Source organism: Paraburkholderia sp. Cpub6, from assembly GCF_014201065.1.
Taxonomy (GTDB): Bacteria; Pseudomonadota; Gammaproteobacteria; order Burkholderiales; family Burkholderiaceae; genus Paraburkholderia; species Paraburkholderia tuberum.
Window position 1 is genome coordinate 76797 of sequence record NZ_JACHDM010000023.1, and the last position, 15248, is coordinate 92044.

General features: G+C 64.7%; 14 protein-coding genes. 8 read left to right on the forward strand and 6 right to left on the reverse strand.

Annotated elements, in window-relative coordinates; translation table 11 throughout:
• Positions 1 to 65 precede the first annotated feature (65 nt).
• The 4 genes from HDG33_RS28735 to HDG33_RS28750 all read left to right on the forward strand — a co-directional run bounded on the left by HDG33_RS28735 (position 66) and on the right by HDG33_RS28750 (position 3137).
• Complete coding sequence (locus HDG33_RS28735) at positions 66 to 989, forward strand: LysR family transcriptional regulator (RefSeq protein ID WP_184037187.1); 924 nt, start codon at positions 66 to 68, stop codon at positions 987 to 989.
• A 143-nt stretch (positions 990 to 1132) separates the two neighbouring features.
• Positions 1133 to 1858 (forward strand): alpha/beta fold hydrolase, encoded by a 726-nt coding sequence (locus tag HDG33_RS28740; protein WP_184037190.1) that lies wholly within the window; start codon positions 1133 to 1135, stop codon positions 1856 to 1858.
• A gap of 289 nt (positions 1859 to 2147) precedes the next feature.
• Entirely contained in the window at positions 2148 to 2855 is a 708-nt protein-coding gene (locus HDG33_RS28745; RefSeq protein ID WP_184037193.1) for a PIG-L family deacetylase, read from the forward strand.
• Between the two features lie 129 nt (positions 2856 to 2984).
• The gene (locus tag HDG33_RS28750) at positions 2985 to 3137 is read left to right on the forward strand and encodes a hypothetical protein (protein ID WP_008921009.1); all 153 of its coding nucleotides are present in this window, start codon (positions 2985 to 2987) and stop codon (positions 3135 to 3137) included.
• Positions 3138 to 3182: 45 nt separating this feature from the next.
• Here HDG33_RS28750 and HDG33_RS28755 read toward each other — a convergent pair whose 3' ends face one another.
• The 3 genes from HDG33_RS28755 to aepX are packed head-to-tail and all read right to left on the reverse strand — an operon-like array spanning position 3183 to position 7164.
• A complete protein-coding gene (locus HDG33_RS28755) occupies positions 3183 to 4250 on the reverse strand; it encodes a 2-aminoethylphosphonate aminotransferase (RefSeq protein ID WP_184037196.1) in 1068 nt (355 codons plus the stop codon).
• Between the two features lie 23 nt (positions 4251 to 4273).
• Positions 4274 to 5437, reverse strand: a complete 1164-nt coding sequence (gene aepY, locus HDG33_RS28760) for a phosphonopyruvate decarboxylase (RefSeq protein WP_184037213.1) — start codon at positions 5435 to 5437, stop codon at positions 4274 to 4276.
• Positions 5434 to 7164 (reverse strand): phosphoenolpyruvate mutase, encoded by a 1731-nt coding sequence (gene aepX / locus HDG33_RS28765; RefSeq protein WP_184037230.1) that lies wholly within the window; start codon positions 7162 to 7164, stop codon positions 5434 to 5436. Before aepX ends, aepY begins: the two co-directional genes overlap by 4 nt.
• 551 nt (positions 7165 to 7715) lie before the next feature.
• Here aepX and HDG33_RS28770 point away from each other — a divergent pair.
• Both HDG33_RS28770 and HDG33_RS28775 read left to right on the forward strand, forming a co-directional pair.
• A complete protein-coding gene (locus tag HDG33_RS28770; RefSeq protein WP_184037233.1) occupies positions 7716 to 9257 on the forward strand; it encodes a methyl-accepting chemotaxis protein in 1542 nt (513 codons plus the stop codon).
• A gap of 321 nt (positions 9258 to 9578) precedes the next feature.
• Positions 9579 to 11318 (forward strand): penicillin-binding protein 2, encoded by a 1740-nt coding sequence (locus HDG33_RS28775; RefSeq protein ID WP_184037236.1) that lies wholly within the window; start codon positions 9579 to 9581, stop codon positions 11316 to 11318.
• Positions 11319 to 11345: 27 nt separating this feature from the next.
• Here HDG33_RS28775 and HDG33_RS28780 read toward each other — a convergent pair whose 3' ends face one another.
• Positions 11346 to 12461 (reverse strand): diguanylate cyclase, encoded by a 1116-nt coding sequence (locus HDG33_RS28780; RefSeq protein WP_184037239.1) that lies wholly within the window; start codon positions 12459 to 12461, stop codon positions 11346 to 11348.
• 342 nt (positions 12462 to 12803) lie between these two features.
• On the opposite strand from HDG33_RS28780, the gene HDG33_RS28785 reads away from it, so the two are divergent.
• Complete coding sequence (locus HDG33_RS28785; RefSeq protein ID WP_184037242.1) at positions 12804 to 13058, forward strand: DUF2866 domain-containing protein; 255 nt, start codon at positions 12804 to 12806, stop codon at positions 13056 to 13058.
• A gap of 16 nt (positions 13059 to 13074) precedes the next feature.
• Here the strand turns inward: HDG33_RS28785 and HDG33_RS28790 are convergent, their stop codons facing one another.
• The gene (locus tag HDG33_RS28790; RefSeq protein ID WP_184037244.1) at positions 13075 to 13704 is read right to left on the reverse strand and encodes a 2-hydroxychromene-2-carboxylate isomerase; all 630 of its coding nucleotides are present in this window, start codon (positions 13702 to 13704) and stop codon (positions 13075 to 13077) included.
• A gap of 111 nt (positions 13705 to 13815) precedes the next feature.
• Positions 13816 to 14442: a LysE family translocator gene (locus HDG33_RS28795; RefSeq protein WP_013091224.1), complete on the reverse strand. Its 627-nt coding sequence runs from the start codon at positions 14440 to 14442 to the stop codon at positions 13816 to 13818.
• A 113-nt stretch (positions 14443 to 14555) separates the two neighbouring features.
• Between HDG33_RS28795 and HDG33_RS28800 the strand changes: the two genes are divergently transcribed.
• Positions 14556 to 15197 (forward strand): YigZ family protein, encoded by a 642-nt coding sequence (locus HDG33_RS28800; RefSeq protein ID WP_184037247.1) that lies wholly within the window; start codon positions 14556 to 14558, stop codon positions 15195 to 15197.
• The last annotated feature ends 51 nt before the right edge of the window (positions 15198 to 15248 follow it).

Sequence of the window (15248 nt, forward strand, 5' to 3'; positions counted from 1 at the left end):
CTGGCTGCCCGCAGCCGGTCGACATCGAGAATCTTGCCGGACAAGCAAAGGAACACTGATACGGCATGAAGCCCCTGGATTTGACGCGTTTCGATCTCAACCTGCTGGTTGTACTTGAGGCACTTTGGACCGAAAGGCACGTCGGCCGCGCCGCCGAACGACTGCATTTGTCCCAGTCCGCCACCAGCCACGCCTTATCGAGGCTGCGTACTGCCTTTGCTGATCAGCTGTTCATTCGTCATCCCCGCGGGATCGAGCCGACGCCGCTGGCCATCGAATTAATGCCGCGAGTGGCGGCGGTGCTCGAGTCGGTCAGGCTCGTCGCCAGTCCACGTGGCCCGTTCGATCCAGCTCGCGTGCAAGCGATGCTCTCGGTGGCGGCCACTGATCACGCCATATTGACCGTCATCGCCCCCGTTCTGGCCGGGATCCAGGCCGCTGCGCCGGGTGTCGTGCTGAGGCTCAGGCCAGCCGATAGCGAATCCGCGCTGCGCATGTTGGACGCCGGCGATCTCGACATCGTGCTAGGGTCCGGCTCCTTTGCCCAGATCCCGCAGCGTTTCGATTGCCAGCTTGTCCACAAGGAGCGTTTCGTCGGCATTGCGCGCAAGGGGCACCCGGCTCTGGTCAAGCGAGGCAAGAAGCTGCACATGGAACTGGATGACTTCGCTCGGCTGCCGCACATTCTGGTATCGCCGCGCGGCGATACGCGAGGCGCTGTCGACGATGCGCTGGAGGCCGTCGGTCGTACCCGCAAGGTGAGCGCGACCTGCCCCAGTTTTCTGGCTGCTCCTTTCATGGTCGGTGCTTCGCAATCGATTGCGGTTATCGCCGAGCGGGTCGCACTCCGGATGCAGGATCCCGCGCAACTGAGCCTTTTCGAGCTCCCCCTGGCGTTACCGAGCTGGGAGGTGCTTGTGATTCGAGCCCGAGGGCGCGCCAACGAACCCGCCGTTCAGTGGATTACCAACATGATGATCGCCCACTGAACATCGGCAGCGGCTTGCTGCGGTTGCAGCGACATGGAGGCCATGAATCTCGTGCATCGACATGCTGTGTAAATGCCATTGGATCGAATACCTCGGGCCACATAGAGTTCGGTTGTCGATTATTCAACCGCTCGGAGTACCCCATGAGAACAGACCCCACCCTGGTCATGATCCCTTGCTTCGCAGGAGCGCCGTGGCAGCTCAACCAGTTGACCTGCTTGCAGGGTCGCCCGATGCGTACACTTCGTTTGCCGGACGACGTGTGCGAGCTGGAAACGTTGGCTGACTTCATCGCTGACCAGGTGAAGGACCTCGAGAGCTATGTGCTGGTTGGCGATTCGTATGGCGCGGTCTGCTCGATCGCGGTTGCGACGCGGCAGCCGAAGGGCCTGAAAGGCCTCGTGCTCTCTGGTGGTTTTGCCAGGAGCCCGATCGCTTCGCCCTTGCTCAAGACGCTGGCGGCGCTTGCACCGTTCTTCCCCGGGCCCTTTTATCGACAGCTAACTCTTTCATTCCACGCAGCGCAGCTGGCTTCGTCGTTTGACGAGGCGGGAGAGATACCCTGGTCAACCAGAAAGAGCCGCGACTTCTTCATCAGGGAGACGTCGCATAAGGCCTACGTCAATCGCATCCGCTCGATCGGGAAGACGGACTATACGGCCTTGCTGAAGAGGATCGACGTCCCCACACTGATCCTGACTCCCGAGGAAGACAAGCTGATCGGCAAAGAAGCCGCGGGGGTCCTGCTGAACGGCATCAAGGGTTCGCAGGAAGTCGTCATGCCGCGCACCGGTCACATGTTCAGGTTTTCGCACCCTGGCGCCTACTCTCTCGAGATCAGAAAGTTTCTGGAGCGAGCGTCGCTATAAGGACTCGTGTTCGGAGAATTCGCGAAGTACACAAAAAACGTGCGCTTCAAGGGCCCCTGACGGCGGCGCGCGACGAGCCGGAAAGCCACGACCGTCACTGGATGGACGGATCGAAAGTTCGATCCGCGGTCTTTCAGGCACGCGCGTTGCGCCCCGCAAGTTTCGCGCGCAAGCCGCGCCAATTGCGCCTAAGCTGAGGTGACGTCACGTTTTTTGCGCACGCGGCGCCTTGACGACCGGCAGCCTCGATGCCTCATCCGTGCCGCCTCGAATCCCCACACGCAAGCCCATGAGCGAAACCACTCCACGCCTTTTCATCGTCTCGCCCCATTTCGACGACGCCGTCTTCAGTTGCGGCGCCTTGCTCGCCGCCCATCCCGACGCCGCTGTCTGCACCGTGTTCGCCGCGCCGCCCGAACACGACATGCACACGGAGTGGGACTTAAAAGCGGGCTTCGCGAACGCCCATGAAGCGGTCCGCGAACGCACGATCGAAGACAACCGCGCGCTCGAAGTGCTCGACGCGATCCCGCTGCGCATGCCGTTTCGCGACAGCCAGTACGCCGACTCGCCGTCGATCAGCCAGATGGCCGCGGCGCTGGAGGAAACGATTTACCGCACGACCGTGAACACGCTGCTGATGCCGCTTGGCCTGCATCACGACGATCACGCGCGGGTATTCGAAGCGTGCTGCGAGATCCTGCCGCGGCTCACGCATCTGGACTGGTTCGGTTACGAAGAAGCGATTCACCGGCTCACGCCGGGCGCGGTGCAGGCGCGGCTCGCCGATCTCGCGCAGCGCGGCATCGTCGCGACGCCGGCAACGCCGAGCGCGGGCCACACGATCGACGTGCAGCGCCGCGCGCATCTGAAACGCGAAGCGGTCAACGCGTACGCGAGCCAGTTGCGGGCGTTCGGCGCCGGCAACTACGACGACGTGTTCGCGACCGAGCGCTACTGGCAGCTCAGCGTCGGCCGCAAACGCGCGAAGAAATAGCAAAAAGGAGCGAGCAGGAAGCGCGGCGAGCGCCTACGCTTGAAGACAGATAGCCGACGCGGCGGCACACATCGGCGGTATCAAGCCGCTTCCGCCGGACCCGCGCATTTCAACCGCAAGGGTGACGCAATGAGCTACGACATGCACACCAGCCCGATTCCCGACCCGAACGCCGATCCGAACCGCGACCCGGAAGCCGACCCGCTCGTGCCGCCGTCGCCGGGGCATCATGTCGAGGAGCCGCAGCGGCCTGACGGGCCGCCGGACAAGGATCCGGTGTAAGGGAGCCGCGAGCGGCGCGGTCGCGGCGCGCCGCTCGGCGCAGCGTCAGCGCATCAAGTCGCTGAAGCCCTGCAGCAGGCGGTCGATATCGGCCGCGTGAATGTTGCCCATCGTCGAGATGCGGAACAGCTCCACCGACAGCCCGCCCTGCCCCGCATAGATCACGAAGCCGCGCGCCTTCAGTGCGTCGTGCAGTTGCGGATACGCGATACCGTTGGGCAAGCGGTACGCGCGCAACACCACCGACGACTGCCCGGCCGGCAACACACTGTCGATGCCGCGCGCCGCCAGCCCAGCGCGCACCTGCTCGGCAAGCGCCGCATAGCGCGCGTGACGCGCGCGCCAGCCGCCTTCGTCGGCCAGCTCACGCAGCGCCTCGACCAGCGCGTAATACGCGTGCACCGACGGCGTAAACGGCGTGTTGCGCTGATCCTGCAAACGCGCGAGCCGCGCGAGATCGAGGTAGTACGTGCGGCTCGCCGCGCGTGCGAGCGCCGCGCGCCGCACCAGCACGAACGACGCGCCCGGCACGCCATGCAGGCACTTGTTGGCGGTCGCGGCGAGCGCGTCGAGGCTCGCGTCCGCGAAATCGATCGTTTCGGCGCCGAAGCTGCTGACACCGTCCACCAGCAGACGCAAGCCGCGCTCGCGACACAAGGCGCCGAGCGCCGCGATGTCGTTCAGACGGCCCGTGGTCGTTTCATGATGAATCACCGCGACGTGCGTGAACGACTTGTCGGCGTCGAGCCGTTCGGCGATCTTCGCCAGATCGGGCGCGTCCATCCAGTCGTGCTTCAGCGCTTCGTGCGCGATGCCGTATTGCGCGGCGATCTGCGCGATACGCTCGCCGTACACACCGTTTTCGACGACCAGCAGTTTGCCGTTGTGCGGCACCAGCGCGGCCGTCATGCTTTCGACGGCGGCCGTGCCGGAGCCGGTCATCAGTACTGCCTGCCATTCGTTCGGGTCGAGCCCGTACACGTCGACGAGACGCGTGCGCGCCTCTTCCTGGAGATCGAAAAACTCGCTCTCGCGATGGCACAGATCCGTCTGCAACAGGCTGTTGCGGACACGTTCGGTGAGCGTCACCGGGCCGGGGTTGAGCAGCAGCATGGGCGCTCCTGTTGGCGTTGGGTTCAGATCGCGCCGATGTGGCGCATCAGGCGCGTCTTCACATCGGGCGGCGTAATGGTCGGGCGCGGCAGGCCGTCGGGCGTGCCGCGGCGGATCGTCAGGCGCGCGAAGCGCGGCCCGTCGAGCGGCGGCGCCGCGAACAGCTCGTCGATGATCGCAGGATCGTCGCTCTCCACCGCCGACGCGTAACCGCACGCGGCCGCCACGCCCGCGAACGACACCTGCGACGATACCGTCGCCTGACCGCCGGTCGAGTCGTGCGCGCCGTTATCGAGCAGCACGTGCGTGAGGTTCGACGGGCCGTACGCGCCGAGCGTCGCGAACACGCCCATGCGCATCAGTGCGGCGCCGTCGCCGTCGAGCGCGACCACGCGCAGATCGGGGCGCGCGAGCGCGAGGCCGAGCGCGAACGGCGTCACGCAGCCCATCGAGCCGACCATGTATAGCTGGTTCGCGCGATCGTCGATCGCATAGAGTTCGCGGCCGCAAAAGCCGGTCGACGCGAGCACCACCGTGGAGTCGAGCGGCGTATGCGCGATCACCTTTTGCAGCGCGTCGTGGCGCGTCGCGAGTTCGTTCGCGGCGCTGTCGCGAAACCGCGCGCGAGGCTCGACCGGCGTGCGCCGCCTGGGCGCGCCGCCGTCCCTCAGTTCATACGGCGCAACGCTGCCCTTCTGCATTACGAGCGCGTACGGACGGCCGGTTGCATCCATGTGCGCGATCGCGCGATCGAGCGCCGGACCGATCGCGTCGGCCTCGGTCGGGAACGTCTCCCACGGAATTTCCATCGTGTCGAGCATCGCCGGCGTGATCGGGCCCATCAGCGCGTGCTGCGGCTCGTCGGCGACGCCGGGCTGGCCGCGCCACGTGACGATCAGCAGTTGCGGCAGGCGGAAGGTCCACGTCAGCGACGTCAGCGGGCTTACCGCGTTGCCGAGCCCTGAGTTCTGCATCATCGTGATGCCGCGCCGGCCGTTTTTCGCGCCGAGCGTAACGCCGGCGATCAGCGCGACCGCGTCGCCCTCGTTGGCCGCCGACACGTAGTGCAGCGATTCGTCCTGCAGCACGTAGTTGATGAACGGCGTCAGATACGAGCACGGCACGCCCGCATACCAGTCGAAACCGCGCTCGCGCGCCGCCTCGACGAACTGTGCTGCTTCGATCATTGCGCGCCTCCGTGCGCATCGTTCGTCGTCGCCCCGCCGCCGACGGCCGTCGCGAACGGCGCCTGCGCGTGCGCGAAGTCGCCCGCGAGGCGGAAATCGTCGAGATCGTTGACGCCGCGCCAGTGGCCGTGCACGTATTGCACCTCGATCGACTCGCCCGCTTCGATCAACGCGTTCAGCAGCGCGGGCATGTCGAGCGACGCGAAATCGTCGCGCGTGCGCAACTCGCACATGACCGCCCGCAGGCGCTCGCGACCCGCGCCGCGCACGTTCAGCAGACCCACCCAGCGGCCATGCGGCACTGGGGCGACGCCCGCCGCCGACGACTGCTCCCGCCCGCTCGCGACATGCCGCAGCACGATCTTGTTGCCGAACAGACCGCGGTCGTCGGCGGCCGAGCACCACGCGAAATCGCGCACGCTCGCGTTCTCCGCATCGGTCAGCGACGAATCGACGACCACGCTGAACGCGGCCTCGCTTTCCACCAGATCGCGCAGGATGTAGCTGCGAAACAGCAGGTCGCCGTACGAAATGACCGTGTCGCCGCTCAGGTGGTCGAGTGCGCACGCGAGCGAGGCAAGCTCGCCGGTCTGCGCGTGCTGCTCGTTGACCACGAGGCGGATGCCCGCGGTATCGATCGCGTCGGCGCGATAGCCGCCGACCACGGTGATGTCGTTGACGCCCTGCTTCTTGAATCCGTCGACGAGCCAGCGCAGCAACGGTTTGCCGGCGATCGGCAGCATCACCTTCGGACGGTCCCCGGTCACCGCTTCAAGGCCTTTGCCGCGGCTCGCGGCGAGCACGACGGCCGAGCCGGCCGCGCGGCCGCTCGACAGATAGCGGTCTTCGGCTTCCGAATATTCGTCGGCGTTCTGCAAACGGAAGATTTCGTTGACGGCCGCGATGCTGTCCTCGACGTTGACGAGCGTCTCGCTCGAATGGATTTCCTTCGCGACGGCCTGCATCGCCGAGGTCGCCGCGCGGATCAGATGGTTCGCCCAGATCACGGTGCTGATGCCCGCTTCGCGGAACACCTCGGTCGGCGTGCTGTAGTACTTGGTCGGCACGATCACGAGCGGCGCGCGCCCGGCCCATTCGCGCGCGAATTCGAGAATCTCGTCGGGGCGCGACAGCTTGCTGTGAATCAGGATCGCATCGGCACCAGCTTGGGCGTACGCTTGCGCGCGGCGCAGCGCTTCGTCCATGCCCCAGCCCGCGATCAGCGCCTCGACGCGTGCGACGATCGAGAAATGCTCGTCGTTCTGCGAGTCCTTGCCCGCCTTGATCTTGCCGCAGAATTCGTCGATATCGGCAAGCGGCTGCGCCTCGCCGTTGATGAAACTGTTGGTCTTCGGAAACTGCTTGTCCTCGATGCACACGCCGGCGATGCCGCGCTGTTCGAGCTTGCGCACGAGGCGGCGCACGTTGTTGAAGTTGCCGTAGCCGGTGTCGCCGTCGAGCAGGATCGGCAGATCGCTCGCGTCGGCCATGAATTCGAGCGTATCGACCACCTGCGTCCAGCTCGCCTCGTTGTTGTCGCGCACGCCGAACTGCGCGGAGATCGCGAGGCCCGAGCCCCAGATCGCCTTGAACCCAGCTTCGCGAACGATGCGCGCGGACAGGCCGTTATGCGCCTCCATCATGAATTCGAGTTCGCTACTGACGAGCATCTGGCGCAGGCGCGCGCTGCGGGACTGGGAAACGAAAGCGGGATCGCGTGCATTCATTCTTCGGGACTCCTGGTGGCGGGCTTATTGGCGTTCTTCGATGCCAGGCTGGCAATCGGAAAAGGGCGACTATAGCGGAATTTTTTATGACGAGTCTTTGAAGGTCTCAGCGGTCTTTCGTGGTTGCGCTTAAGTGGAAAAATGTGTTGTTTTTTGCACGCGCGACCATTTAACGGGATTTTTTGGATTTGATTGGCGTTTTGTGGGATGTTGGTGCGAGCCTTCCTGGATTGGGCTCAGCAGGTTTTACGCAGACCAGCGCCAGCATTTTTCATGTCGATTTTCTCGCGCATTTTTCAATCGCTGCGATTTACCTAAAATCGCCAGTTAATTCAGATTCGCGAATAATGCACAAAAATCTTTTTCGAATTGCACGCATGGAACGCCGCTTAAAACGCGCAATAAATTCGCCTATTAATCGGACGAATAGCGATGTCGAACAGCGGGTTTTCCCTGCCTCGATCAATGCCATTTCGCGCCGTAAACACAGCGAGCGGTATCCGACCGCAATTCAATGGACCTTACTGGCCAAAACGCCTATTCCCATCGCTATGACTCTGAACCGAAAACTGGCGTCCATGATCGCCGTTCTGTGGGTCGGCCTGATCCTGATCGGCGCGTTCGGCGCGTGGCAGAACCGCGCATCGATGATCTCGGACCGACGCGAGCAATTGCGCTCGTTGATCGAAGAGGCAAACCACGTCGTCGGCCACTACTACTCGCTCGCCCAGCAGCATGCGCTGTCCGAGGACGACGCGAAAAAGCAGGCGCTTGCGACGCTCGGCGCGATGCGCTACGGCAAGGACGGCTATTTGTCGATCAACGACTCGCAGCCGGTCATGCTGATGCATCCGATCAAGCCCGAACTGATCGGCAAGAACCTCGCGCAGTTCACCGATCCGGCCGGCAATCATCTGTTCGTCGATATCGTCAACTCGGGCAATCACGACGGCGGCGGCTTCGTCGATTATTTGTGGGCCAAGCCCGGCAGCGAGCAGCCCGTCGCGAAGACCAGCTACTCGATGCACTTCGCGCCGTGGGACTGGTACCTCGTGACCGGCATGTACATGGACGACGTGCAAAGCGCGTTCTACCGCAGCCTGCTGCGCTGGCTCGCGATCACCGTCACGCTCGGTGCGCTCTCTACGGTCGTGATGCTGGTCGTGCTGCGCAGCATCCGCCGCTCGCTCGGCGGCGAACTCGAAGTGGCCGTCGAGCACGCCCGGTTGATGGCGCAAGGCAACCTCGCGACGCCGGTGCCGATCGAGCCGCACGACAACAGCAGCCTGCTGCATGCGCTGCGCACGATGCAGGCGGGACTCGTCGACACGGTCTCGCGAGTGCGCCAGGGCACCGAGAACATCAACGTCGGCGCGACCGAAATCGCAGCGGGCAACACCGACCTGTCGCAGCGCACCGAGGAGCAGGCGGCGGCGCTCGTGCAAACCGCGTCGAGCATGGATCAGATGACGGTGAACGTGAAGCAGAACGCGGACAGCGCGACCCAGGCCGCGCAACTCGCGAGCGACGCAGCGAACGTCGCGACGCGCGGCAGCCGCGTGGTCGACGACGTGGTGCGCACGATGGGCGAGATCACCGCGAGCTCGCGGCAGATCGGCGACATCATTGGCGTGATCGACGGCATCGCGTTCCAAACCAATATCCTCGCGCTGAATGCCGCCGTCGAGGCGGCTCGCGCCGGCGAACAGGGCCGTGGCTTCGCGGTGGTCGCGGCCGAAGTGCGCAGCCTCGCGCAGCGCTCGGCGACGGCCGCCAAGGAGATCAAGGCGCTGATCGAAACCTCGACCGATACCGTCGAGACCGGCTCGTCACTGGTCGCCAACGCGGGCGCGACGATGGGCGAGATCGTGCAGTCGGTGCGGCGAGTCAACGAGATCCTCGAAGAAATCAGCCACGCGTCGCGCGAGCAGAGCGCGGGCATCGAACAGGTCAATCGCGCGGTCGGCGAGATGGATCAGGTCACGCAGCAGAATGCGGCACTGGTCGAACAGGCCGCGGCCGCCGCGCATTCGCTGAAGGACCAGGTCGGCGTGTTGCGCGACGCGATTGCGAGTTTCGCGTTGCCGGCTTGAGCTTGCCCCGCCGCGCCCGCAACGGGCGCGAAAAAAGAAGGCGCCCCACAGGCAGGGAGCGCCTATTCAACACGCCGCGTCGGAGTCGACGCATCAATCGAACGAATCAGCCGCGCGGATTTTGCAAGTCCGCGCGGCTTTTCGTGATCAAGCTTCGGCTCGGCTCGCCTTTGCTCCAGCTCGAACGCGCCTCCTTTCACACTCCTCGCATTTAAATTACGTTTTATTTACAATCGGCCCGGCGACAGTCCTTGCCGCCAGGCCTCGTGGCTTTGGCGGCCTCGTTCAATCGAAAGTACGTGAGGTCCGCTGCCCGCCGCCATGATCCGCCAGAAAAAACCGCCGTCGCCCGATCCCTATGCCTTAGCCGCGAAGAACCCGCTGCTCGATGCGCGACTACCCGCGTGGCGCTCGAAGTTCGTCGTGCTGCTCGTGTTCGGCGCGTTCGCGACGCTCGCGCTCCGCGCGTTCTGGGTGCAGGTCGTGAATCAGGACTTCTACGTCGACCAAGGGCAGAAGCGCTATCAGCGCCTGCTCGAACTCGACGCGACGCGCGGCCGGATCGTCGATCGCAATGGTTCGATGCTCGCGGTCAGTCTCGCGACCTACGAAATCTGGGCCACGCCGAAGCTCGTCGACGAAAGCGCGTTCGCGCCGCTGGCAAAGCTGCTCGATCTGCCGCTCGCGGAACTGCGTCGGCGTCTGAACGGCGAGCGCAGCTTCGTGCTGCTCAAGCGCCAGGTCGATGCGGACACTGCCGGGCATCTGTCGCGCCTCGGGCTCGCCGGGATCACGCAGATCGCCGACACCAAACGCTTTTATCCCGAGGGCGAGTCGGCCGCGCACGTGGTCGGCTTCACCGACATCGAGGACAACGGCCAGGAAGGCGTCGAACTCGCCGCCGATGCGCAGTTGCAAGGCGTGCCCGGCCACCGCGAGGTGATCCGCGACCGGCTCGGCCGCGTGATCTCGGAGACGCGGCCGCTCGTGCCCGCGCGCAACGGCGCCACGATCCAGTTGACGATCGACCGGCGCATCCAGCAACTCGCATACACACAACTCAAAGCCGCGATCGCGCAGCACCGCGCCGAAGCGGGCAGCGTGGTCGTGCTCGATGCGCGCAACGGCGAGATCCTCGCGCTCGCCAACTACCCGAGCTTCGATCCGAACGACCGCACGCACCTGTCCGGGCGGCAGCTGCGCAACCGCGCGGTGATCGACACGTTCGAACCGGGTTCGACGATCAAGCCGCTGGTCGTCGCACTGTCGATCGACGAAGGCAAGGTGCGGCCGCAGAGCATCATCGATACCGCGCCCGGCTGGTATCGGATCGGCCCGGCCGTGATTCACGACACGTCGAATCATGGCGCGATGACGGTCGCCGAGGCGGTGCAGAAGTCGAGCAATATCGCGCTGGCAAAGCTCGCGCTGAATCTGCCGGCCGAGACGATCTGGACCAAGTATCGGCAATACGGGCTCGGTCTGAAGCCCGAGCTGCCCTTCCCTGGCGTGGCCGCCGGCAAGCTGCGGCCATATAAGCGCTGGCGCCCGATCGAACAGGCCACGATGGCGTATGGCTACGGGCTGTCGGTATCGCTGCTGCAAATCGCGCAGGTCTACACCGCCTATGCGGGCGACGGCGCGCTGAGGCGTGTGAGCCTGCTGCGCGAGCCGCTCGACGCGGACGGCCCCGCGTCGTTCGCCGAGCGCGGCGAATCGGTCACGACGCCCGGCACCGCGCGCGCGATCCGCAACATGCTCGAAATGGCCACGGGCCACGGCGGCACCGGGCGCGCCGCGACCGTGGCGGGTTATCGCGTCGGCGGCAAGACCGGCACCGCGCGCAAGCAGATCGGCGCGGGCTACGCGAAGAACCGCTACCGCGCGCTGTTCGTCGGCATGGCGCCGATGAGCGAACCGCGCCTGATCGTCGCCGTGATGATCGACGATCCGGCTGGCAAGGCGTTCTATGGCGGCACGGTCGCTGGACCGGTGTTCAGCGGCGTGATGGGCGGCGCGTTGCAGCTGCTCGGGGTGCCGCCGGATGCGGCAGGAGTGTGACGCGTAGTTAGTGTTAGTTACCGTCGATCAGCCCTGCTCATCGAGCGCATCGACCTGCGCCTCGATACGATTGCGGCCGTTGCGCTTGGCCTGATACATCGCGCGATCGGCCTCGTCCATCATCGCCTGACCGAGCGACATCGCCTCGGCCGGGCTGCCGGCGACCACGCGCCCGGCCACGCCGATCGACACGGTCAATGTAATGAGCTCGCCGTGCTCGTCGCGCACGTCGAGATTCTCGACCGCACGCCGCACGCGTTCCGCGACGGTCAACGCGTCGCTGCGATCGCCTTGCAGCAGCGCGGCGAACTCCTCGCCGCCATAGCGCGCGACGATGTCGCCAAGCCGCACCTGCTGTCGCACGCAGGCGGCCACCGCCGCGAGCGCGCGGTCGCCGGACTGATGGCCGTGGCTATCGTTGATGCGCTTGAAACCGTCGATATCGATGAAAAGACACGCGACCGGCACGCGATAACGGGCCGCGCGCATCAACTCCTCGCGCAGCCGTTCGTCGAAATAGCGGCGATTCGCGAGGCCGGTCAGCGAGTCGGTCATGCCGAGCTGCCTGAGCCGCTCGCGATGCGCGACGTTGTCGAGACTCGCGGTGACGATGCTCGCGAAGCGCTCGAGAATGTCGGTGGCCATGCCCGCGCCGAAGCGCGCGGGGTCGTCGCTGCCGAGGCATAGGTAGCCGCTGACGCTCGTGCCCGCGGCGAGCGGCAGCAGGATCGCGCTGGCCGGCACGTGAGCTGGCGCGGCACCGAAGAACGCGCGGCGCGTGTCGTCGTCGAGTTCGCCAGGGCGGCCGAGCCACGGCCGATCGTCTTCGCACAAGGATTGCGCGACGAGACCGCCCTCGCGCGACGTCTTCAACTGCGCATGATCGAGCGCGCGCAGGTTGCCCGGCTCACGCAGTTCGAGCAGCATTGGCGCGCGCTCGTCGAGCCACAGCACCACGCTCGCGAGCGAGAACTCCCGCGGCAGATGGCTGAACAACGTATCGAGAAACGATCCGAAATCCTGCGCGCCGATCAACCGCAACTCGACGTTCTGGAAGCGGCGCAACGTGCGCTCGTTGTGCTGCACGGTGTCGACGAGCGAGCGAAGGCGCTCGGAAAGCGGCGTTTGGGCGAGATTCGTCACGGTATCAGTAGGGCGGCCCTGAAGGCGAAGCGGGGTCGTCGCCCCAACTCTACTGATAACGGCCGATCCGCCGGGGTCTTGAGGGCAGGCTCGCGACGTGTCGGCCGGCCTGCGGGCGTTCGTGCCCACGGTTGTCAGCTCCCGCTTGCATTCACTTGCACTCGCTTACACGCAGTGAGATCCGTTTGCGTAATGATTGCGGTTCTTAAGTTTCGCTTAATTGTTCCCTGCAAGTATGTGGCACATCCCCTGTTGAGCCGCCAGAACATCGGCGGCGCTTTTTCTTGAGGGGTGCCAGAAGCGCGACCGAAAACGGTTACGCGCACAAGAAGGAGGTAAATCATGGTTGAAGAGATGGTAGTCGAACACCTGCGTGCGATGCCCGGCCATCAATGGACTCGCCAGATTCATTCCTGCAAGGTCTCCGATCCGCTGCAACCGCCCTGGGGCCGTTCATACCGGCTCGTCGAATGGACGATGAAGCACGCGCCCGAATCGAGCCGTCGCGTCGTTCCCGCCGAAAGTACTCCGCTCGAAATCGCCCAGGCCGTGGTCTCTCACGTGCCGGGTCGGCGCTTCTGCCAGCAGGCTGATTAAGCGCTCCCGCTGACGTTCAATGACGCGCCGCGATCGCGTCGCAGTGGTCCAACGCGTCCTCCAGCCTGTCATTGCCCCAGAACATCTCCCCGCCGACAAAAAACGTCGGCGCCCCGAAAATCCCCTTGTTGATGGCCCGTTCGGTCTGCTCGCGCAAGCGGAGCTTGTTCGCGTCGCTTTGCGCGGCGTCGATCACGCTCTGCGCCGGTAAGCCAAGCGAGTCGAGCGCGTGACTGACGACATCGATTGAACCGATGTCGCGGTCGTCGACGAAATTCAACTGCATGATCTTGCGGCACCAGGCACCGATCCACGGCTCGTTCGCACCCAGCAGCGCGACACGCATCGCGAGAAGCGCCGCCCGCGGAAAACTGCTGGGGCGCGTGAGCGCAATGCCGTATTTGCGGCATTGACGCTCCATGTCTTTCCACACGTACGCGCCTTTTTCTTTCTGCAATACGAAGGGCGAGTTGTCGAAACCGAGCTGGCGAAATACCGGACCGAGCAGAAACGGCCGCCAGACGATCGTCACGTTGCGCGCGGCCGCCAACGCTTCGATCCGCATCATGCTCAGATAGCTGTAGTTGCTGCCGAAGTCGAACCAGAACTCGATCGCGCGCGCCGTCGAAGTTGCGTCTTCATTCATCGCTGTCTCCTGAATCGCGCGTGCCATGGCATCGTCGCCTTGCAATGCTTAACAGTCGCGTCGTTGGGTCGCTGATCCTGCTGGCGCCGTCCTGAACTCGCGCTTCCGGACTCAGCGTGTTTGCACTGCCACGCGCAGGCCGAGCGAAATGAACAGCACACCGATGAGCTTGTTCTGCCAGCGCGTCAACCACGTCAAACGCTTCACGAGTTTGCCCAGCGGCCGCATCGTCAGGACGATCAGCGTCGTGTAAAGCGCGCTCATGGCAACGAAAATCAGCCCGAGTGTCGCGAACTGCAGAAACGTCGAGCCATGTTCGGGGCGCACGAATTGCGGCAGAAACGCAAGGAAAAACAGCGCGGTCTTCGGGTTCAGCACTTCGGCGGGAATCGCCTGCAAGAACGCCTTCGAACCCGACACCGGCGCGACGACCGGCAGGTGCGCACTCGCCTGCTTTTCGCGCAACGCGCGAATGCCCAGATAGACGAGATACGCGGCACCGACGAATTTCACCGCATTGAAGGCCAGCGCGGACGTCATCAGCAGCGCGGAGAGGCCAACCGCGGCGCCCAGCGTATGCACGAAATCGCCAGCTGCGATACCGAGACCGGTCAGAATGCCGGCTTTACGTCCGCCGTGCATGGTGCGCGTCAAAACTAGCAGCACGGCCGGCCCTGGAATCAGAAAGAGCCCGAGCACGACGGCAACGAACGTCCCCAACGTGGATAGGTCAAGCATGTCGTCTCCTTGCGACGCGCGGGGTCGAAATGATGGGCACGCGTTCAGCGGACCATTGTAGACGAACCCGCGAAGCGGCCCTGGCGCCTCGCTGGCACCGACGATCCGTTACCATGACGGACATCGCGCCGCCTACCGCGTGCTTCTTTTCATCCACCGACGTTTCCGCCTTGCCCACCTATACCCTGCCCGCGCCACTGAGCGCGGAACTCGAGATTCGCAAGAGCCGCTTCATCGCGCATGCGATCCCGGTCGCCGATCGCGATGCCGCGATGGCCGAATTGCAGCGTCTGCGCGACGAACATCCTGCCGCGACGCATGTGTGCTGGGCGCTGCTCGCGGGCGGCCAGTCCGGCATGTCCGACGACGGCGAACCGTCCGGCACCGCCGGTCGGCCGATTCTCGAAGTGCTGCGGCATCACGATCTGGATGGCGTGCTTGCGGCGGTCGTGCGCTATTACGGCGGTGTGAAGCTCGGCGCGGGCGGTCTGGTGCGCGCATACACCGATGCGATCGCGTCCGCGCTGCTCGACGCGCCGCGCGTCGAGAGGATTGCCCAGGTGTTGCTGGGCGTCGAAGTGAGTTATGCCGACGAAGCCAAAGTCCGTCGATGGATGGACGCCGAAGGCTATGCGCTCGTGGACAGCGCCTACGGCATGCTGGTGAAGATGACGATGCGCGTGCCCGCCAACGCACTCGACGACGCCAAGGCAACGCTGATCGATATCACGCAAGGAAAGGCGGGCTTTTTCTGAACGGCTCAGGTCCGGCCCTGACGCGGGCAATTCCGAAAACATCTCGAAAGC